18 protein-coding genes and 1 pseudogene are annotated in these 18,210 nt (G+C 63.5%); 8 read left to right on the forward strand and 11 right to left on the reverse strand.

All coding sequences use genetic code 11. The features are described 5' to 3' along the window. Positions 1 to 218: 218 nt before the first annotated feature. Complete coding sequence (locus H143_RS0101365; RefSeq protein WP_019936425.1) at positions 219 to 2,048, reverse strand: CocE/NonD family hydrolase; 1,830 nt, start codon at positions 2,046 to 2,048, stop codon at positions 219 to 221. 196 nt (positions 2,049 to 2,244) lie between these two features. Here H143_RS0101365 and H143_RS0101370 point away from each other — a divergent pair, with 196 nt between their 5' ends. Then, positions 2,245 to 3,174, forward strand: coding sequence for a LysR substrate-binding domain-containing protein (locus H143_RS0101370; protein ID WP_019936426.1), 930 nt, complete (start codon positions 2,245 to 2,247; stop codon positions 3,172 to 3,174). 11 nt (positions 3,175 to 3,185) lie between these two features. Here H143_RS0101370 and H143_RS0101375 read toward each other — a convergent pair whose 3' ends face one another. Continuing rightward, positions 3,186 to 4,160 carry a tripartite tricarboxylate transporter substrate binding protein gene (locus tag H143_RS0101375; protein ID WP_019936427.1) on the reverse strand — a complete coding sequence of 325 codons (975 nt, stop codon included), beginning with the start codon at positions 4,158 to 4,160 and terminating at the stop codon, positions 3,186 to 3,188. Between the two features lie 334 nt (positions 4,161 to 4,494). On the opposite strand from H143_RS0101375, the gene H143_RS22760 reads away from it, so the two are divergent. Beyond that, positions 4,495 to 4,659: a hypothetical protein gene (locus tag H143_RS22760; protein WP_019936428.1), complete on the forward strand. Its 165-nt coding sequence runs from the start codon at positions 4,495 to 4,497 to the stop codon at positions 4,657 to 4,659. Between the two features lie 29 nt (positions 4,660 to 4,688). Beyond that, a complete protein-coding gene (locus tag H143_RS22765; RefSeq protein ID WP_369751158.1) occupies positions 4,689 to 4,883 on the forward strand; it encodes an aconitase X in 195 nt (64 codons plus the stop codon). A 185-nt stretch (positions 4,884 to 5,068) separates the two neighbouring features. Here the strand turns inward: H143_RS22765 and H143_RS0101385 are convergent, their stop codons facing one another. Next, positions 5,069 to 5,854: a helix-turn-helix domain-containing protein gene (locus H143_RS0101385; protein WP_081626984.1), complete on the reverse strand. Its 786-nt coding sequence runs from the start codon at positions 5,852 to 5,854 to the stop codon at positions 5,069 to 5,071. A gap of 257 nt (positions 5,855 to 6,111) precedes the next feature. On the opposite strand from H143_RS0101385, the gene H143_RS21500 reads away from it, so the two are divergent. Further along, positions 6,112 to 6,459 carry a hypothetical protein gene (locus H143_RS21500; protein WP_155803286.1) on the forward strand — a complete coding sequence of 116 codons (348 nt, stop codon included), beginning with the start codon at positions 6,112 to 6,114 and terminating at the stop codon, positions 6,457 to 6,459. Position 6,460: 1 nt separating this feature from the next. Here the strand turns inward: H143_RS21500 and H143_RS0101395 are convergent, their stop codons facing one another. The 3 genes and pseudogenes from H143_RS0101395 to cpaB form a co-directional block, all read right to left on the reverse strand. Further along, positions 6,461 to 7,108, reverse strand: a complete 648-nt coding sequence (locus H143_RS0101395; protein WP_019936431.1) for a response regulator transcription factor — start codon at positions 7,106 to 7,108, stop codon at positions 6,461 to 6,463. Continuing rightward, positions 7,105 to 8,229, reverse strand: a pseudogene (locus H143_RS0101400) (PAS domain S-box protein); the annotation flags it as partial. The gene H143_RS0101395 and the pseudogene H143_RS0101400, both read right to left, overlap by 4 nt. 34 nt (positions 8,230 to 8,263) lie before the next feature. After that, positions 8,264 to 9,484: a Flp pilus assembly protein CpaB gene (gene cpaB / locus H143_RS21505; protein WP_019936433.1), complete on the reverse strand. Its 1,221-nt coding sequence runs from the start codon at positions 9,482 to 9,484 to the stop codon at positions 8,264 to 8,266. Between the two features lie 130 nt (positions 9,485 to 9,614). On the opposite strand from cpaB, the gene H143_RS0101415 reads away from it, so the two are divergent. Further along, entirely contained in the window at positions 9,615 to 11,843 is a 2,229-nt protein-coding gene (locus H143_RS0101415; protein WP_026349619.1) for an FUSC family membrane protein, read from the forward strand. A 20-nt stretch (positions 11,844 to 11,863) separates the two neighbouring features. Next, positions 11,864 to 12,244, forward strand: a complete 381-nt coding sequence (locus H143_RS0101420) for a hypothetical protein (RefSeq protein WP_019936435.1) — start codon at positions 11,864 to 11,866, stop codon at positions 12,242 to 12,244. Positions 12,245 to 12,250: 6 nt separating this feature from the next. On the opposite strand, the gene H143_RS0101425 is transcribed toward H143_RS0101420, so the two are convergent. Both H143_RS0101425 and H143_RS22310 read right to left on the reverse strand, forming a co-directional pair. Further along, the gene (locus H143_RS0101425; protein WP_019936436.1) at positions 12,251 to 12,850 is read right to left on the reverse strand and encodes a nitroreductase family protein; all 600 of its coding nucleotides are present in this window, start codon (positions 12,848 to 12,850) and stop codon (positions 12,251 to 12,253) included. Positions 12,851 to 12,867: 17 nt separating this feature from the next. Then, a complete protein-coding gene (locus tag H143_RS22310) occupies positions 12,868 to 13,089 on the reverse strand; it encodes a hypothetical protein (protein WP_155803288.1) in 222 nt (73 codons plus the stop codon). Between H143_RS22310 and H143_RS0101430 the strand changes: the two genes are divergently transcribed. Beyond that, positions 13,088 to 13,363, forward strand: coding sequence for a hypothetical protein (locus H143_RS0101430; RefSeq protein ID WP_019936437.1), 276 nt, complete (start codon positions 13,088 to 13,090; stop codon positions 13,361 to 13,363). The two genes, H143_RS22310 and H143_RS0101430, sit on opposite strands and share 2 nt — an antisense overlap. A gap of 101 nt (positions 13,364 to 13,464) precedes the next feature. Here the strand turns inward: H143_RS0101430 and H143_RS22315 are convergent, their stop codons facing one another. From H143_RS22315 to H143_RS0101445, 3 genes are all read right to left on the reverse strand, one after another. Continuing rightward, entirely contained in the window at positions 13,465 to 13,623 is a 159-nt protein-coding gene (locus H143_RS22315; protein ID WP_019936438.1) for a hypothetical protein, read from the reverse strand. A 214-nt stretch (positions 13,624 to 13,837) separates the two neighbouring features. Beyond that, positions 13,838 to 15,205, reverse strand: a complete 1,368-nt coding sequence (gene serS / locus H143_RS0101440) for a serine--tRNA ligase (protein WP_019936439.1) — start codon at positions 15,203 to 15,205, stop codon at positions 13,838 to 13,840. Positions 15,206 to 15,386: 181 nt separating this feature from the next. Further along, on the reverse strand, positions 15,387 to 16,736 hold the full coding sequence (locus tag H143_RS0101445) for a replication-associated recombination protein A (protein WP_019936440.1): 1,350 nt from the start codon (positions 16,734 to 16,736) through the stop codon (positions 15,387 to 15,389). 147 nt (positions 16,737 to 16,883) lie between these two features. Between H143_RS0101445 and H143_RS0101450 the strand changes: the two genes are divergently transcribed. Next, positions 16,884 to 18,170, forward strand: a complete 1,287-nt coding sequence (locus tag H143_RS0101450; protein WP_019936441.1) for an amino acid deaminase — start codon at positions 16,884 to 16,886, stop codon at positions 18,168 to 18,170. Positions 18,171 to 18,210 lie beyond the last annotated feature (40 nt).

The raw sequence follows: 18,210 nt of genomic DNA on the forward strand, positions 1-18,210 counted from the left end.
GATTCCCGGAAACAGGCTCGGAGTCAGGCAAAAAATAAAGTTCGTCCAAAAAAAGTCTGTCCACGTAAATTTCAGTCGAAAATCGCCCTTCGCCCTTCGCCCTTCGCCCTTTGCCGTTCCTCTTATTTTTTAGGTGAAGGATGTAGCGCCCCTCAAGCAACCCGCAAATCGGATTTCATCGGTTCAATCCGATTTTGGCTGTTTTTTGATTGGAAATTCTAAATACACAGCGGCAAAAGCAACCTCGATGCCTGGCCCGGCCCAATGAGCACTGTCAACTTGGGTGGCCGGCCGTGGGGCACCTGTCCGCAGTGATCCTTATCCGCGCCGGATATAGACAGGCGAATGCGGCTGCCAGCCGAAAAGCGCCAGGCAGTGGGCAGCAGCGCCAGGCGGACAAAGGCCGGTTCTCCTGGCGCAAGCGGAACCGCATCCTCCTTGCGGCAGCTATGGAAAGGCCAAGTGGTAAGGTAGCCCGTCGGGCACGGCGATTCCTTGCGATGCAGCAGTCGCAGCAGCCCCTCGGTTACGTAACGTTCCCGGCCATTCGCCTCGATCTCGGTCAGGTAGGCAAACAGCGCGCCATCGCGTTCACTGCTACGCAGCCAGAGCTCCAGCACCGCGTGACCGGCCAATTCCATGGCATCGGTCAGCGCTCCGGTGGTGAAACTCAGCATACAGTCCGTACGGCCCTGCCAATCTGGATAATATTCAGTGCTGTTAATCGCCGCGATGCGCTCATAGCGCGTTCCGTGTCCTGTTCCCAGGGTGAAGTCGACTTGATAATCCACACTGGTCGGCTTGGCGGGGGCGGCGGCGGCCAACGTGGCACTCGGGGCGAGGAACAGCACTGTGTCTTGCTTTGCGGGCAGTGCAGGCCACTGCTGCGCACTGCGCCATTGCTCGGCGTGCAAGGCGTAATAGTGGATCGGCGCTTCCTGATCCAGGCCGGTGGGCAGCTTCAACAGATAGTGGTCAAAGAAGCGCAGCACTTCGTCCAGCCAGACCGGCTCGGCCATTTCCTGCTTGCGCCAGGGCGAGACATCGATGCGCGCGCCGTGATCCCAAGGGCCGATCATCAGGTGGCGGGGATTGTCCGATAGCGTCAGATAGCGCGAGATTGCGCCGTTCATGTAACCGCCGCCGTCCAGCCAGCCTGAGACTGACAGCACCGCCACGTCTTGGGGAATGGACTGCGCCAGGCTATAGGGGCTGAACGAGGCGGAACTGAAGGTTTCGTCGTAGGGAAGCGGATCTTCGCGGAAACGGAATTCCGGCATGAAATCGGTCTGGCGGAAATTGCTCAAATGTTCGCGCACCGCCTGCTCCAGCAGGTTGCCGTCGGGATCCTCGTCGACCGGCTGCGGGCCGGCAAAGCCCGGGTTCGCGTAGTAGACAAAACGCGGCAACATGTGGCGCTGGTCGTGGTCCAGGGCCACCATCAGATCGTCATAGCTCTGAGTGAGGGCCTTCAGTTGCAAGCCGCCTGGAAAATAGTTGTCGGCATAGGTGTCCCATACGGAGAACAGCGGCGCGATGGCGCGCACCGCGGGGTGAGCCGTACTGGCCAGAAAGTCTGACGCCGCGCCCAGGTAGGAGATTCCCGTGGCTCCGACCGTGCCGTCCGACCAGGGCTGCGCCACGATCCAGTCGACCACTTCGCGGCTGTCCTCACGCTCCTTGGGCGAACGAAAGCTGTCGCGCGTGCCGAAACTTGCGCCCGTGCCACGCACATCGATCACCACCACGGCGTAGCCACGCGGCACCAGGTAGTCACGCAGCTTTGCGGTATTGGGCGCGCATTCGCCGGTAGCCCCTGGCTCCATCTTGAAACGGCGGTAATACGGCGTGAACAGCGTAATGGCGGGAAATGTCGTGGCGGGCACACCGTCCAAGGGCGATGGCAGGTAAACATCGATAGCGAGGCGACATCCGTCGCGCATCGTCAAGTAGCGCGACAGGGGAATAGGGACGCTGTAGCGAGCCGGACGTGTCGTTGCATATTGCTGCGGAGTGAGATGCCAGGCAGCAGAAAGATCGGAAATCATCGGAACTCAACAAGAGAAAAGTTGATTAAGAATACAAAACATCGATAAGCCGCGACACCTATACCGATATAGGAATTTCCTATTCAAGAGGGCTGGATTTTTGACTCTGGGTAGACTGAAATGAATACAGAGTCAGTCGTCGTTATCTCCGCCATACAAGAGGTGGCGCTTAGTCACAATAGAATCGGGAATGCCTATGGACCTGCGCCAGCTGAAATACTTCACCCGTATCGTCGAACTGGAAAGCTTCACGGTAGCGGCCGAGTCGCTGCACATTGCACAACCCTCGCTCAGCCAGCACGTCGCCAATCTTGAAAGCGAGCTCGACACCCCTTTGCTGATACGTGGCCCCGGCGGTGTGCGCACCACGAAATCCGGTGATCTGCTGTACCACCACGCAAAAATGGTGCTCCGGCAACTAGACGAGGCCCGCGCCGCCGTCAAGCATGGCCGCAACACGCCTTCAGGACACGTCAGTTTCGGCCTGCCGACCAGTACCTCACGCGTGCTGGCCGTACCACTGATCGAGGCGGTAGCTCGCGAGTTCCCGGAAGTCGTGCTGGAGCTGGTCGAAGGCAGTAACGCCGACCTAGCCGAGTCCGTGGCACGCCAGCGGCTAGACTTGACCATTGCCATGGATGTAACGCAGCAGCCGACCCGCATGCAAGTCGAGCCGCTGCTGGACGAGTACCTGCTGCTGGTGGGGCCGCCCTCCGGCAGTGGCACCTCTATCACCCTAGCCGAGGTTGCCGCCTTGCCGCTAGTGCTACCCAGCTTTCCGAATTCGATCCGCCTGCTGGCGGAACGGGCCTTCAGTGACGCAGGCCTGGCGTTCAACCTGATAGCCGAAACGAGCGCTGTCTCGATATTGCTTGCGCTCGTGCGCACCGGGCGTGGCTGGACCATATTACCGGCATCCGTGCTAAGCATGTCAGTTGCGGAAAAAGGCAATATCGAAGGCATCCCTATCTCGGATCGAAAACTCACGCGACGAGCCTCAGTGTGCTTATCATCCTCGGCGCAACAAAGCCTGGCCTGCCTGGCGGTCCGAACATTGACCGTCGCTTTAGTACAAGACATGGTCAGCGCGGGCCGGTGGCAGGGAGTCACGCTAATCAACGGTTGAATCCGATCCGGTTATTCCGCGTGCAGGCCCAGGCGATGCACAAAGGCCCCCCAGAACTCCGAGTCCTTCTCAGCGCGTTGGCGCATCTCGTCGGCGGATCCGGTAAAAGGCATGAAATACAAGGCCTTCAGGTGCGCATGGATAGTCGGGTCTTTGAGCGCCGCCTGCGTCGCCGCGTTCAAGCGGTCCACCACGCCGGTAGGCATACCAGCCGGGCCGACAATTGCGAACCAACCAGGCATGGACGGTGCGTCAAGTCCCGTTTCCTTGAGCGTAGGCACATTAGGCAATTCGGCAACACGGTGATCGGACAAAACGGCCAGTGGCACGACGCCGCCGGAGGTCACCTGGGGCAGCGCGGAGCCCAACACACTGGTCATGAGATCGACCTGGCCGCCCAGCACAGCGTTCAGGGCCGGGCCCGAACCTTTGAATGGAATGTGCGTGAGCTTGATGCCGGCGGCATCAGCCACCATTTCAGTGGCGAGGTGCGTAGAGTTACCCGTTCCGGCGCTGGAGAAAGTCAAAGCACCAGGTTTGGCCTTGGCAGCGGCAATCAACTTATGAATGGAAGTAATGCCGCTTGCCTTGCTTGCCACAAGAATAAAAGGCGTGTCTATCACAGGCGATACATAGGTGAAATCTTTTTTCGGGTCATAGGGCAAGTTCAAATATAGGTAAGGGTTGAAACTCATCTGTGAGACGCCAGCCATCATCAGCGTATAACCATCGGGCGCGGATTTGGCCACAAATGACGCGGCAATGACGCCATTCGCGCCAGGCCGGTTTTCGACCACCACAGGTTGACCCAGCACCGATCCCATCTTCTCGCTGATCAAGCGCGCTACCAGATCACCGCCGGAACCGGCCGACTGCGGCACGATCAGATGTATTGGATATTTCGGGAAGCCCTCCTGCGCTAATGCCGGCGCAGTCAACGAGATGGCGGCAGCACAAACGGCCAAAATGAAAATTCGCGCAAACATGCGTTCCCCTCTAGTGGATACTGTTATTGCCTGACGACAATCAGGTCCAGTCATCTTAGGGAACGGTCTTGTCCGCGACAAATATGACGTATCTATTCCTGTATAGGAAAAAACGCTAGCCCTTCTACAACAGAGTCAACCATGCTCTGATCTATCCCCATCCGCCCTCACCTGTGCCGCGACCTAGATCGACACCTTCCATTTGTAAACCTCGTCATGACGCAGCACGATCAGGGCATGTATTCTCATTTCGAAATTGGAGCTGCGCTAGAAGACCGCAAAACCCTGGAGGGAGCACCGGACGCGGCAGTGAAGCGAGCGTGACAAGGCCAAGTTGGCCGACGTGGATTTGGTCGAACTTTCCGTCAATGCCCGGACCCAGGCCGCGGAACCTACTACCGTGAACCTAGGCTCGCTCGACCTGATCCACCCCGAGCTTTATCGCGGCGACCGCGGCGCCGCGCAGCGGCCCATGCCGGCACATCTGCTGCTGGGCTGAGAATCCGGCCTCCCCTGCGCCCCTATCAGCTGAAGAACCGGCGGGCCAAGGACGACCAGATCGTCAGGACCGAATCCAAGACTATCGCCTTCGCCAATTCTGTACCGGGGCGCCGAACCCGCCGCTACGGCGACTTTCTCGATCTGGCCGCGCCCAATACCAGCGGGCACCGTGCGCGGAGCCTGCACGTCCAGGAAAAAAGGCGTTGGCCAGCAAGATCATGATCACGGCCCACGCCTCGAGCTCGAGCTTGCGCAGCAGCGTGCTGGCTGATCCGCGAGGGCACCGGCCCGGTCGGCATGCAAGCAGGGAGCGTGACCTGATCATTTCGATAGACGCGATCGTTGCCGCCGGGCTGTGCGGGCAGGCACGGATTTATCTGGACCGACGCTCAAAGCGGCCCAGGCGGTCACACCTGCGCCAGTTTTTCCGCATCCAGGATCTGGATCTGCCTGCCCTGGGTCTGGACGAACCCTTCGCGTTGGAATCGGGAGAACATGCGGCTGACCGTCTCGAGTTTGATGCCGAGAAATCCGCCGATTTCATCGCGGCTCATCTTGAGGTTGAACTTCGCGCCGGAATAGCCGCGCAGGCGAAAACGCGCTGCCAGATCAAGCAGAAAAGAGGCGAGCCGCTGTTCGGCCGTCATCTTGCCCAGCAGCATCATGAGCCCCGATTCGCGCACGATCTCGGCGCTCATCAGGTGATAGAGATGGCGCTGCATGCGGCGGCTTTCGCCGCAGACCGTTTCCAGCTGGCCGAACGGAATGACGCATACCGTGCTGTCCTCCAGCGCGACCGCCTCGCAACTTTGATATCCGCAGGAAATTCCGTCCAGACCGAGTGGATCGCCCGGGATGTGGAACCCGGTGACCTGCTCGTACCCGTCGCGATGCATGATGCTGGTCTTGAACGACCCAGTGCGCACGGCATACAGGGACTGGAATTCGTCGTGCGCGCGAAAGAGCGCTTCGCCGCGCCGCACCGGCCGTGTGGTGCAGACCAGGGCATCGATACGCTCCAGTTCGGCCGGCGTAAGATCGGCCGGCAGGCACACCCCCCGCAGCGAACAGCTGGAGCAGCGCGCCTGCGCGAGCTTGGGCGCATCCTCGCAGGCGACCGCTTGCATCATGTGGACGCGCTGTGCGGCGGCGGACCGCGCGGTCGACACAGGGGAAGAATCTAAGGTGTTCATGGCGCCAGTCCCGTGAGAAATTCACGGTGCCAGTATTGCCCGCGCCCGGTCGGAATTAAATCAGCCTAGATGGAAACTGGCGTAGGGAACAGGGAAGCCGTGTAGGAATCGGCCTACGCGGGCGCGTTTCAAACAGCGCGCGCGGGCAAATACCGGGGCCTGACCTACACGATGCTTGATGTGGGTCAATCGACCCCGGTTCAAGCAAGGCATTCTTGTTCCCTGGCAAAGATGAAGTAGCAGCGGAGACGGCAGCAATGGGACTCGGGATGCAGATCGTGTATGTCGGCCTTCCCGGCTTGGCCGCGATCGAGGCGCAGGCAGGCGTGCAATTGCTGCGTCTGGGCCGCTTCAATGCCATGCTGTCCGAATGCCGGTTGGTGGTGCAATTGCTGCCCACGTCGGGACAGGCACCCGGGTATGGCGCGCGGCTCGAACTGTTTTGCGCCCGGCACGAGTTTGACAGCGTGCATCGATGCGAAGGCGCCGACCTGGGTGTGGCTCTGATCGCGGTGTTCGAGGCGGCCGAGCGGGATCTGGCGGCACGGATGGGCCGGGCCGTCTACCGTGACGCCAGGCCGCGGCACGCCACGGAAAAACAATGAATCAGAGTTCCTCGTCGTCGCCGACCAGGCCGTGCCGCATGGCGTAACGCACCAGGGCGGCCTCGTGCGGCATCTGCATTTTTTCGAGTATGCGGCTCTTGTAGGTGCTCACGGTCTTGACGCTCACGCACAAGGCCTGCGCAATCTCGGAAAGGGTCTTTCCGCCGGCAAGGCGGCGAAAAACATCGAACTCCCGGTCTGAAAGCCGCTGGTGGGGCAGCGCGTCCGCGGGTTCGTTCAGGCTCTGCGCGAAACGCTCGGCCATCGTCGTGCTGACATAGACGCCGCCGGAGGCCACCTTGGTCACGGCAGTGACGAGTTCCGTGCCGGCACTTTCCTTGGTGAGATAACCCGAAGCCCCCGCCTTGAATGCGCGCACCGCGTATTGCTGCTCCGCATGCATGGTCAGCACCAGCACGCGCAGTGCCGGCTGCTCCTGCTTGATCTGGGGGATCAGTTCGAGACCGTTGCGGCCCGGCATCGAAAGATCGAGCACGAGCACCTGCGCGGGCGTGGAGCGCACGAGCGTGATCGTGGTCATGCCGTCCCAGGCCTCGCCGCCTATTTCGAAACCGCCCGCGCGTTCGAGCACATGGCGCAGACCGTCGCGCACCACGGTATGGTCATCGGCAAGCAGGACACGGATCATGAGGATGCCTCCTGGGGCCGCAGACCGGACAGCGGCAGCGCGACGGTCAGCGTAAAGCCCTTGCCCGGCGCGGTTTCGATTGCGACCGTGCCGCCCAGCATGTGTGCGCGCTCGCGTATGCCGATCAGGCCGAAGGATTTGTCCCGCGCCGGCGGCACGCCCGCCAGACCCTCGGCGCCGGGCGACGATTGCGCGGTTTCGGATGCGCCCAGGCCGTCGTCCGCCACACGCAGCAGGCAGTTCTTTTCGTCCACGGCCAGCGTCAGTACGACATGCGTAGCCTGCGCATGGCGCGCCACGTTCGTCAACGCCTCCTGCACGATGCGGAAAAGCGCCGTGGCCGCCTCGCCCGAAAATTCGGCGCCCCCGGTTTGGACACAATGATCGACGCAAATGCCGTAGCGCTGCGTGAAGTCGTTCGCCAGCCATTCGATGGCGGGCAGCAGGCCCAGGTCGTCGAGCATCACCGGACGCAGATCTGCTGCGATGCGGCGCACGGAAGCCACGGTCATGTCGATCAGCGAGCGCATGGAGGCCACGCGATCGGCGACATCGGGCGAGCGCACGCCGCCCGACTCGTCCAGCGCCTGATCCAACGAAAACAGATCGATCTTCAGCGCCGTGAGCAACTGGCCGAGGTCGTCGTGCAGCTCGCGCGCGATCCGGGTCTTTTCGACTTCGCGCACGTTTTGCAGGTTCGCCGAAAGCTCCCGCAGCTCCTCGCGCGACTGCCTGAGCAGATGCTCGGCCCGCAGCCGCTCGGTGATGTCGCGCAGCATGACGGTGTAGAGCTTGCCGTCGCCATCATGGGTCTGCGAGATCGAGGCCTCGATGGGAAATTCTTCGCCGTTCTGGCGCAGACCGTACAACACACGCAGCTGGCGCCCCATCTGGCGCTCGGTCACGCCGGTCGCCCCGAACTGATCGATGTAGCGCGCATGGGCCGAGCGAAAGCGCTCGGGTATAAAGCGGCCGAGCGGTGAACCTATAGCCTGTGCCGCAGGGACGCCGAACACGGTCTCGGCAGCGGGATTGAACATGAGCACCGTCTGCGCTTCGTCGACGGTGATGATGGCTTCCATCGCCGAGCGGATGATGCCCGTCATCCTTGCTTCGCTCAGGCGTTCCCCACTGGGCCTCAAAGGCTGGTCCTCCTCATCGCGCCGCAGGCGTGTCGTAGCTCTGGATCAGCGGCGCGCGCAGCAAGGGAACACCCTGCACGCCCTGCGCGGCGGACGGACGCGCGAACGCGGGAGGCTGTTGCCTGGGCGCGGGCACCGGCGCGGCGGCCGGCGCCGATGCCGATGCCGGGACAGGGGTCGACCTCGCCTTTGCGGCGGCCTGCCGGGACCTGACCGGCTCGCGGCGGTGGGCGCGCTCCCGGTCGTGATCGCGGCGGCGGGATTCGCGTTCCGTGCGCTTGGCCGCGGCGGGCTTGGCTGCCGCGGAATGCGACTCGACCACGGACTGGGCTTGCTTGGCCACGACCTGCGCCTGATTGGCCACCACCTGGGCCTGCCTGGCCACGGCCTGGGCCTGCTCGGCCACCGAGCGGGTCTGCTCGCCCGCCGGCTGGATTTGCTTGGCCGCGGCTTGGGGTGCGGAAACATGCCGGGCCGGCCGCACCGCGGCGGGCTGGGGCTGGGGCTGGGGCGCCGCAGCCTGGGGTTGCTGCGGCGTTGCAGGCACCGGTGCGGCGGTGGCAGGCGCGGGCGTCTCATCCTGCGCCCGGCTGACCGCCAAGGCGATGCGGCCCACCCCTTCGGACTGCAGCAAGGCATCGACCTTGTCGGCCGGCATGGCCAGCACAGCGCTTTGCGCCAGGCCCGCATCCGGGCCGTCCAGGGACTGGCCGGCATAGGCCAGCACCCGCACCCTGTCCTGCAACAGGCTGGCCGTGGCGGGAACGCCGTCCGCGCCCGGCTGCACCACGTACAGATCGACCATGTCGCCCGGCTGGACCGCCGGCGAGGAGCCGTTGGCAATCATGCTCAGGGCCATCGTCACTGCGCGCGTACCCGGCCTGAGATAAGTGGACAAACCCTGGGCCAGTTGTCCGTCGGTGATCGGCTGGCCGGCGGCGATGTCCTGGCGCACGCGGCGGCCCAGCAGACCTTCGAAGTTGTCGCGCGAATCGGCCGGACGCACGGGCCATTGCTCGATTGTCAGCGCGTCGGGGACGATGCGGCTGCCCGCGGCAATCGGTTTGGCGGCCACGACGACGGGCACCAGCGGACGCTGTGGTGCCTTTTTCTCGGCGGCAAGCAGTTCGGCCACGGTTGGAGGCTTGTTGCTCGACATGTAATCGAGGTAGCCCACACAGCCTATGAGCAGGACGAGCAGCCCTAGAATGATGTACAGAATGACGCGGCTCATGCCGACTCGCTTATAAGAAGGTTACAAATCATAACCTCAACTCGGGACTTTGTTCCACGCCTGCGCCGTTCATTGATTTAGGACTTTCCGGGGGCGGGAAAATATACTTGCGCCATTCGACGGAATGGCCATGCACCTGAACATCCCCTATCTGCGGCGCTTTCTTTACGGCCACTACTTTTTCGGCGGCATCCGGCAAGCCGTGGGCATGCTGCTGCCGGTTGTCCTGGGTGCCTTTTCCGGCCATTTTGCGCTGGGGCTGGTCGCCACCCTGGGCGCGCTGTGCCTGGCCATCATCGACCAGCCCGGCGGCCCGCAGCGCCACCTGCCCGGCGAGATGCTGGCCGGGGCGGTCATCTGCACCGCCTCGGTCGCCCTGACCGGGCTGGTTTCGACGTACCCCGTGCTGCTGTGGCTGGCCGTGATCGCGCAGTGCTTCTTCCTGTCCATGTTCACGGTGTTCGGCCGGCGCGGCAGCCTGCTGGCCTTCGGCGGGCTGCTGCTGATGACGCTCACCATGCATACGCCGCTGCCGCCCGCGCTGGTGCTCACCAATACCCTGGCCACACTGGCCGGCGCGCTGTTCTACTTGTGCTTCAGCATGCTCACAAGCCGCATGATGATGCTGTATGCCGAACGCCAAACGCTCGCGGCGGCGCTTTTCGCCACCGCCGACTATGTCGCCGTACGCTCGCGTTTCTACGATGAGACGACCGATCTGGACGAAGTCTACCGGCTGCTGATACGCAGCCAGTCGGCCATGTCCGAAAAGCATCAGTCCGCGCGCGACAACGTGCTGCGCGCCCTGCCCAAGGGCAAGGGCCACCGCAACGCCGACAAGATCATGATATGGAACATCTTCGTCGACATGCTGCAGCTGCGGGATACGCTGCTGGCCACGTACACCGACTATGCACTGCTGCGCCGCGCCCTGGCCGGCCAGGACGCGCTGATTTTCATGCGTGATGCCCTGCGGAAGATGTCGATCGAACTCGACCGCATCGCGCTGGACGTGTCGCGCAACCACGCCACGCAATACCGCAGCAGCACCAAGGCCGAGCTGCTCGCCATCGAGTACGAGATCGAGAAACTGCGTCAGCGCAAGGACGGTCCGCCCGAACCCGAGGCGATCAGCCTGATGGTGCTGGTGCTGCGCCGCCTGCGCAACGCGGCGCGCATCCTGGACCGCATCGCGGCCCACACTTTGAAGGCGCCCGACGCGCAACCCACCGACGCGCTGCGCATCGACAAGACGCTGACCAAGTTCATGACGCGTCAGCGCCCCAATCTGCGCATGATCACCAGCAACCTCAGGCTGGACTCGCCCCACTGCCGCTACGCCGTACGCATCAGCCTGGCCGCCGCGCTGGGCATGACCCTGACCGCCGGCTGGGTACCGTACCGGCATTTCGCCGCCCACAGCTACTGGGTCGTGCTCACCATCATCATCATCATGAAGCCGGGCTTCGCGTTGACGCGCCAACGCAATTTTTCCCGGCTGACCGGCACGCTGATTGGCTGCCTGCTGGCCCCGGTGGTGCTGCTGATCACGGCCAAGACGCCCGAGATCTTCGCCGTCATGCTGATCGCCTGTGCGCTGAGCAACAGCCTGGCGCAGCTGAACTACATGGCCAGTTCGCTCTTTACAACGCTGTATGTCGTGCTGGCCTATCATTTCCTTTCGCCGGAAACCGTGTCGCTGGAGGTGATCAGCCAGCGCGCCCTGGATACCCTGCTGGGCAGCGCCCTGTCGCTGGTGTGCAGCTACGTGCTGCCCTGGTGGGAATCGCGCTCGATGCAGCCGCTGGCGCTGGAGACCGTCCGCGCCAATCGCGACTACCTGCGCGCGGGCCTGCGCTACGTGCACGCCGCGCAGGCGGACTATGCCGGCCCGGCCGACGGCGAAAGCAGGAAGACGCTGACGGCTGCGGTATCGGATGCCGACCTGGCCTGGCGCCTCGCGCGCACAAAGGTGCACAATGCCTTCAGCAATTTCACCGAGGCCTTCTATCGCATGATGCAGGAGCCGCGTTCACATCAGGTACACGTGCCGGAGCTGAATCACCTGCTGATCCAGAATCACGTGCTGGCCCTGCAGACCACGGCAGTCATTCCGCTGCTGGCCGGCCGTGCCGAAACGCCGCCGGCCCTGGAGCAGTCGCTGCAATACATGGTGCGCCAGCTCGAGAGCGGCGTTCCCGCCCCCGCCGAACCGCCCCCGTCCTATGAGGCCGAAGGCGACCTGCTAAGCCTGGCCTATCCGGTCAAGCAGATGCTGCGCGCCAGCGACACGATACGCCACGAACTGGCCGCCCTGCAGGACATGCCGCCCGACCTGGCGGCGCAGGCGGCGGGTTGATCCGAATATAGGCTGCGCTTATGAAAATCTTACGTTTTTCGTCTTTTCACTCAGGCATCCGGCTGGCGGCAGGCGCGCTGCTGGCGTTGGGCCTGGGCGGTTGCGCCCACTATGAGTGGTACAAGCCCGACGCCACGCAGGACGACTACAACCAGGCCATCTATGCCTGCAATATGGCTGCGGCCCATGCCTACCCGCCCATGCTCGCGGTGCAGCAAGTGGCGCCCGGCTACTTCGCGCCGGGCTTCGTGCGCTGCGGCCCCTACGGATGCTGGAGCGAGCCGGGCTACTTCATGCCGCCCGCCATGGGCACGGTCGATGTCAATCAGGACAATCGCGACCAGGCCACCAACCAGTGCATGCGGGCACACGGCTGGCAACTGGTCAAAGTCAAGCAGTGAGCCGGATCACTTGAAGGAGAACACGCCCTCGGCGGAAATTTCCGCCAGGGAACGGCGGCCGCTGGGCATTTCGCGGGCCTGAAGGGCCTCGGGCAGCGTGGACTTGTCGCCCTGTCGGCCGATCGCCACGCCGGCTTCGATATGGTAGCCCGGCGGCACCTGCAACTGCGCCCGGATCTTTTCGTGCTCGATGCCGGCCATGCCGTGCGCCTGCCAGCCCAGCAAAGAAGCCTGCAGCGCCATATAGCCCCAGGCCGCGCCCGCGTCGAAACTGTGCGAACGATTCGTCGATTCGGTGTCCTTGCCGGGTGCGATCTCCGCCATCTTCGACAGGACGATGATCAAGGCCGAAGCCGAGTTGGCCCAGCTCTGGTTGAACGGGTTGAGCATGCCCAGCAGGCTCTCCCAGTGCGCCGTGCCCTTGCGCGCGTAGATGAAGCGCCAGGGCTGGAAGTTGTAGCCCGAGGGCGCCCAGCGGGCCGCCTCCATGATAGTGGCCAGCGTCTGGGCGGAGATCTCCTCGCCGGTGAACGCGCGGGGCGACCAGCGGTTGAGAAAGATGTCCGAGATGGCGTGATCGGCGGTGCGGGAATTGGCTGCGGTCATGTCTGAATCCTGTAAGGTTATTTGCAAAAATCTCTGCAAAAAGCGAAGCCAAGTGTATCGCGCATGCCCACGTGTGCGGCGGATTGCGCGGATGGACCCAAGGCTTGAGGCGCAAGCGGGCTTGAACAAATTGTCGCCATTGCACACCAGGCAATACGCTCATGGCCGCGAGCCGGGATCACAATTTCGGCCAGAAAATTCTCAACTTTTGCTGCCCCGGCAGCAGGCAGGTAAAACATGAAGAAGTATGTCCTGGCAATCTCGGGCACCGCAGCGGCGCTGGCCTGCAGTTCGGCCATGGCCTGGGTAAACGTGGGAATCAACTTCGGCTTTCCGGCCATCGTCGCACCCGAGCCCGTCTATGTGGCGCCCGCGCCGGTCTACGCGCCCGCGCCGGTCTATGCCGCGCCGCGCGTGGCCTATCCCTATTACTACCCAACGTATTACTACGGTCCGCACTACCGCGGCCGCTATCACCACGACGACGACGACCACGGCCGTTGGCATCATTGATCCGGCCGCTTGCGGCCGGATATACCTCGCCTCAAAGAAACAAGGCACGCCTGCCTCTCAGGTGTGCCTTGTTTTTTACCGGCCGTGTGCGGAATTTGCGGTCAGACCTGCTGCAGCCGTCCTTGCAGCACGCGCAAGCGCGGAATTGACTGAGTTGCCAACTTGCCGTCGGCGGACGGATTTGCCTTGAGTTGATCGAGCCAGCGGCGCGGGACGTTGTTGGACGCCTGCCACCAGCCGTTGTGCGGACGTGTGGACACATCGGACTCCTTGTCAAAACATATAACCCATAGGTGCGCCCGGATCAGCCACGCGGCGGCTCGTCGAACCGCCGGGCACCTGCCGGGCAACAAGCCCATGGTATGCCTGCAAGGATAATCGGGCCAGACGACAGAAACATGACGAAAGAGAAACCGAATCAGGCCCGAATTCCGGTTTTTCAAGGCCGGAGGCGCCAAGCGCGGCGCCAGCCCGTCAAGGCTTGATGACTTCGATTCCGCCCATGTAGGGGCGCAGGACGTCGGGCACCACCACGCTGCCGTCGGCCTGCTGGTAATTTTCCAGCACCGCCACCAGGGCGCGGCCCACGGCCAGGCCGGAACCGTTAAGCGTGTGGACAAACTCGGTCTTGTTCTGGGCGTTGCGCACGCGCGCCTGCATGCGGCGGGCCTGGAAGGCCTCGCAGTTGGACACGGACGAAATCTCGCGCCAGGTGTCCTGCGCCGGCAGCCAGACCTCGAGGTCGTAGGTCTTGGCCGAGCCGAAGCCCATATCGCCCGTGCACAGCAACATGACGCGATACGGCAGTCCCAGGCGCTGCAGCACCGCTTCAGCGTGGCCGGTCATCTGCTCCAGCGCTTCATAAGACTTGTCAGGCTCGACGATTTGCACCATCTCAACCTTGTCGAACTGGTGCTGGCGGATCATGCCGCGCGTGTCGCGCCCGCCGCTGCCGGCCTCGGACCGAAAACATGGCGTATGGGCCGTCAAGCGGATGGGCAGGCCGCCGGCCGGCACGATGGTTTCGCGCACGGCGCTGGTCAGTGTGATCTCGGAGGTGGAGATCAGGTATTGATCTTCGCGGGCGACGGCGCCTGCGGGCTTGCCCTGCCCGTCCGTTATCGGGCTGTCGTCCTCGCCCCCCTTGACGACAGCGAACATGTCGTCCTTGAACTTGGGCAACTGGCCCGTGCCGTACAGGGTCGAGCCGTTGACGATGTAGGGGGTGTAGCACTCGGTATAGCCGTGCTCGGTGGTCTGCAGGTCCAGCATGAACTGCGCCAGGGCGCGGTGCAGGCGGGCAATGGGGCCGCGCATGAAAGAAAAACGTGCGCCCGAGAGCCGGGCAGCCAAGTCGAAGTCCAGGCCCAGGGGTTCGCCGAGGGCGACATGGTCGCGGGGCGCGAAGCCCAGGCCGGCGGGGTTGCCGTCGGCTCGCGCATGGGTACTGGGGTCGCCCGGAATCCAGCGGCGCACCTCGATGTTCTCGTCGCTGTCCTTGCCCACCGGCACGCTGTCATGCGGCAGGTTGGGGATGGACATGAGCATGTCGTTCAATTGCTGCTGCACGGCGGCCAGGTCGTCTTCGAGTTCCTTCAGGCGCGCGGGGATGCCCTGGGATTCGGCCATGACAGCGCAGGCGTCTTCACCCTTGGACTTGAGCATGCCGATCTGCTTGGCCAGCGCGTTGCGACGGGCCTGCAGGGTTTCGGTTTCGGTCTGCACGGCCTTGCGGTGCGATTCGAGGGCGTTAAAGCGCTCGGTGTCGAAGTCGATCTTTCGGGCCTTGAGGCGTTCGACGACGGTGGGCAGGTCTTTGCGGAGCAGGTTGATGTCTAGCATTTGTTTAGGAATGGCCTAGATGAGGGGTCTTTTGCGTGCGGCAATTGAGTTCTTGAGGCGCCGAGGCTGTCCTGCGCGATTCCGATGCTCGCCGCTGGTAGCGGCTGCGCTTCGGATCGCTACGGGTCCTGGCCTCGCACTTGAGTTCAATTAACGGCCATTGAACGAGTGCGATCGCTGCTCATGACTTTTTCTTGTACTGGCGGTCCAGATCTTTCAAAAATTCGAGCTTCTGCTGGATTTTAGCCTCCAGGCCGCGGTCGGTCGGGCGATAGAAGGTCGTCTCCAGGCCCTCGGGAAAGTAGTGTTCTCCGGCGGCATAGCCGTGCGGTTCGTCGTGGGCGTAGCGATAGGCGTGGCCGTAACCGAGCTCTTTCATGAGCTTGGTGGGCGCATTGCGCAGGTGCAGCGGCACGGGCGCGCTGCCGTGCTCGGCGGCAAATTTCTTGGCGGCGTTGTAGGCGTTGTAGCCCGCGTTGGATTTGGCGGCGCAGGCCAGGTAGATAACGGCCTGGCCCAGGGCGAGTTCTCCTTCGGGAGAACCCAGGCGTTCATAGGTGGCCGCGGCGTCGTTGACGACCTGCATGGCGCGCGGATCGGCCAGGCCTATGTCTTCCCAGGCCATGCGGACGATGCGGCGGGCAAGGTAGCGCGCGTCGGCGCCCCCGTCGATCATGCGGCAGAACCAGTACAGGGCGGCGTCCGGATCGGAGCCGCGCACGGATTTATGCAGCGCGCTGATCTGGTCGTAGAAGGCCTCGCCGCCCTTGTCGAAGCGGCGCAGGTTTTGCGACAGCGCGTTTTCCAGCCAGGCGGCATCGACGACTTCTCGGCCGGCGGTCAACGCCGATTCGGCCACCACCTCGACGGCGCTGATCAGGCGGCGCGCATCGCCGTCGGCCCAGGCGGCCAGTTGCTCGCGCGCATCGTCCGTGAACTGCACCTGCGGCGGCTGGCCCGGCCCGCCGCGGCCTTCGTTCATGGCGGCCGCCGCGCGGGCTAAGAGCTGTGTGAGTTCTTCGGCCGAGAGCGCGTGCAGGACGTAGACGCGAGCGCGCGAGAGCAATGCGGAGTTGACCTCGAACGAAGGGTTCTCGGTGGTGGCGCCGATGAAAGTGAAGAGACCGCTTTCGACATAGGGCAGGAAGGCGTCCTGCTGGGCCTTGTTGAAACGGTGCACCTCGTCGACGAAAAGAATGGTGCGGCGGCCCTGCCCTTGGGCGATCTGCGCCGTCGTGACCGCGTCGCGTATGTCCTTGACCCCACCGAGCACGGCCGAGATGGCGATGAATTGCGCATCGAAACCATCGGCCATGAGCCGCGCCAGCGTGGTCTTGCCCACGCCCGGCGGCCCCCAGAAAATCATGGAGTGCGGCCGACCCGAGGCGAAGGCCACGCGCAGGGGCTTGTCCGGTCCGAGCAGGTGCGACTGCCCCACCACGTCGGCCAGGGTGTGCGGACGCAGCCGCTCGGCCAGGGGCACGTAGGGGCGGTGCGCAGGGTCGTCGGCGAAGAGATCGGGACTGCTCATGGATGGATTAGAGCATGGCGCCGCCGGCCCATTCCCCCCATCGCACGATGCCCAGAATGATGGGTTCCTAGGGAAAATACCAGTTCGTTTTGTAAATTTATTTCATGAAAATATAAAAAAACAGTTTTTCTTGTAAAAAATTTCAAAATGACTCTGGCTAACTCCCTCATTTCCTCCCCTCAGCTCGACCCGGCCGGCAAGGGCCTGGGCATGTTTCCCGCCGGGTTGGCCAGCGCCGACGCAGCCGGCCTGGGCTGGAACCTGCTGGCCCAAGACGTGAGCCTGCCCGTGGCGGTGCTCTATGAAAGCCGGGTGCGGCACAACCTGCAATGGATGCGACAGTTCCTGACCGCCTATCGCGTCAAGCTGGCGCCCCACGGCAAGACCACCATGAGTCCGCGGCTCTTTCACATGCAGCTGGAACACGGCGCCTGGGGCATCACCCTGGCCACGGCGCCGCAGACCAAGGCGGCGTACCTGCACGGGGTGCGGCGCGTGCTCATGGCCAACCAACTGGTGGGCAAGGCCAATATGGCCATCGTCGCCCAATTGCTGCGCGACCCGGATTTCAGCTTCTGCTGCCTGGTGGACTCCGTGGCCAGCGCACGTCAGCTGGGCGCGTTCTTCGCCGCGCAGGGCCTGGTGCTGCCGGTGCTGATCGAACTGGGCCCGCAGGGCGGACGCACCGGCGTGCGCGACGATGCAGCCCTGCTGGCGGTGCTGGACGAACTGGCAAACTGGCCGCAATCGCTGGCCCTGGCCGGCGTGGAAATCTACGAAGGCGTGCTCAAGGAAGAGGACGAGATCCGCGCCTTCCTGCGCCGCGCCGTCGCCACGCTACGCGAATTGGCCGGCGCCGCCCGCCTGCGCTCGGATGCGCCGGCCATTCTGACCGGCGCGGGCTCGGCCTGGTTCGACGTGGTGGCCGAGGAATTCGCCGGCGTGGACATCGGACAGCCGCTGGACGTGGTGCTGCGTCCTGGCTGCTATCTTTCGCATGACGTGGGCGCCTATCGCAGCGCGGCCGAGCGCATCGCCCGGAACAATCCGGTAGCGCGCGAGATGGCCTCATCGCTGCAGCCTGCCCTGCAGGTATGGGCTTATGTGCAATCGATTCCCGAACCCGGCCGCGCCATCATCGCCCTGGGCAAGCGCGACGCCGCCTTCGACGCCGGCATGCCGGTGCCCGACATGCGATACCGCCCCGGCGGCGAAGCCTGCGGCAAGCCCGGCAAGGCAGCCCCGCATTGGCAGATCACGGCCATGATGGACCAGCATGCCTTTATGCAGATCGCCCCGGGCGACGACATCGAGGTGGGCGACATGCTGTCCTTCGACGTCTGCCATCCCTGCCTGACCTTCGACAAATGGCGTCAGGTGCTACTGATCGACGACCGCTACGACGTAACCGGCGTGGCCGAGACTTACTTCTAGACCCTGCTTTACCTTCCGCCTTGCGCCCCGGCACCGGGAC

Origin of the sequence: Bordetella sp. FB-8, assembly GCF_000382185.1 — a bacterium.
Lineage (GTDB): Bacteria > Pseudomonadota > Gammaproteobacteria > Burkholderiales > Burkholderiaceae_B > Bordetella.

What these genes read in the sequence shown, in the direction of transcription:
- H143_RS0101365 (WP_019936425.1), bottom strand. Translation starts at nt 2,048, where the DNA reads ATGATTTCCGATCTTTCTGCTGCCTGGCATCTCACTCCGCAGCAATAT.
- H143_RS0101370 (WP_019936426.1), top strand. Translation starts at nt 2,245, where the DNA reads ATGGACCTGCGCCAGCTGAAATACTTCACCCGTATCGTCGAACTGGAA.
- H143_RS0101375 (WP_019936427.1), bottom strand. Translation starts at nt 4,160, where the DNA reads ATGTTTGCGCGAATTTTCATTTTGGCCGTTTGTGCTGCCGCCATCTCG.
- H143_RS0101385 (WP_081626984.1), bottom strand. Translation starts at nt 5,854, where the DNA reads ATGAACACCTTAGATTCTTCCCCTGTGTCGACCGCGCGGTCCGCCGCC.
- H143_RS21500 (WP_155803286.1), top strand. Translation starts at nt 6,112, where the DNA reads ATGGGACTCGGGATGCAGATCGTGTATGTCGGCCTTCCCGGCTTGGCC.
- H143_RS0101395 (WP_019936431.1), bottom strand. Translation starts at nt 7,108, where the DNA reads ATGATCCGTGTCCTGCTTGCCGATGACCATACCGTGGTGCGCGACGGT.
- cpaB (WP_019936433.1), bottom strand. Translation starts at nt 9,484, where the DNA reads ATGAGCCGCGTCATTCTGTACATCATTCTAGGGCTGCTCGTCCTGCTC.
- H143_RS0101415 (WP_026349619.1), top strand. Translation starts at nt 9,615, where the DNA reads ATGCACCTGAACATCCCCTATCTGCGGCGCTTTCTTTACGGCCACTAC.
- H143_RS0101420 (WP_019936435.1), top strand. Translation starts at nt 11,864, where the DNA reads ATGAAAATCTTACGTTTTTCGTCTTTTCACTCAGGCATCCGGCTGGCG.
- H143_RS0101425 (WP_019936436.1), bottom strand. Translation starts at nt 12,850, where the DNA reads ATGACCGCAGCCAATTCCCGCACCGCCGATCACGCCATCTCGGACATC.
- H143_RS0101430 (WP_019936437.1), top strand. Translation starts at nt 13,088, where the DNA reads ATGAAGAAGTATGTCCTGGCAATCTCGGGCACCGCAGCGGCGCTGGCC.
- H143_RS22310 (WP_155803288.1), bottom strand. Translation starts at nt 13,089, where the DNA reads ATGTTTTACCTGCCTGCTGCCGGGGCAGCAAAAGTTGAGAATTTTCTG.
- serS (WP_019936439.1), bottom strand. Translation starts at nt 15,205, where the DNA reads ATGCTAGACATCAACCTGCTCCGCAAAGACCTGCCCACCGTCGTCGAA.
- H143_RS0101445 (WP_019936440.1), bottom strand. Translation starts at nt 16,736, where the DNA reads ATGAGCAGTCCCGATCTCTTCGCCGACGACCCTGCGCACCGCCCCTAC.
- H143_RS0101450 (WP_019936441.1), top strand. Translation starts at nt 16,884, where the DNA reads ATGACTCTGGCTAACTCCCTCATTTCCTCCCCTCAGCTCGACCCGGCC.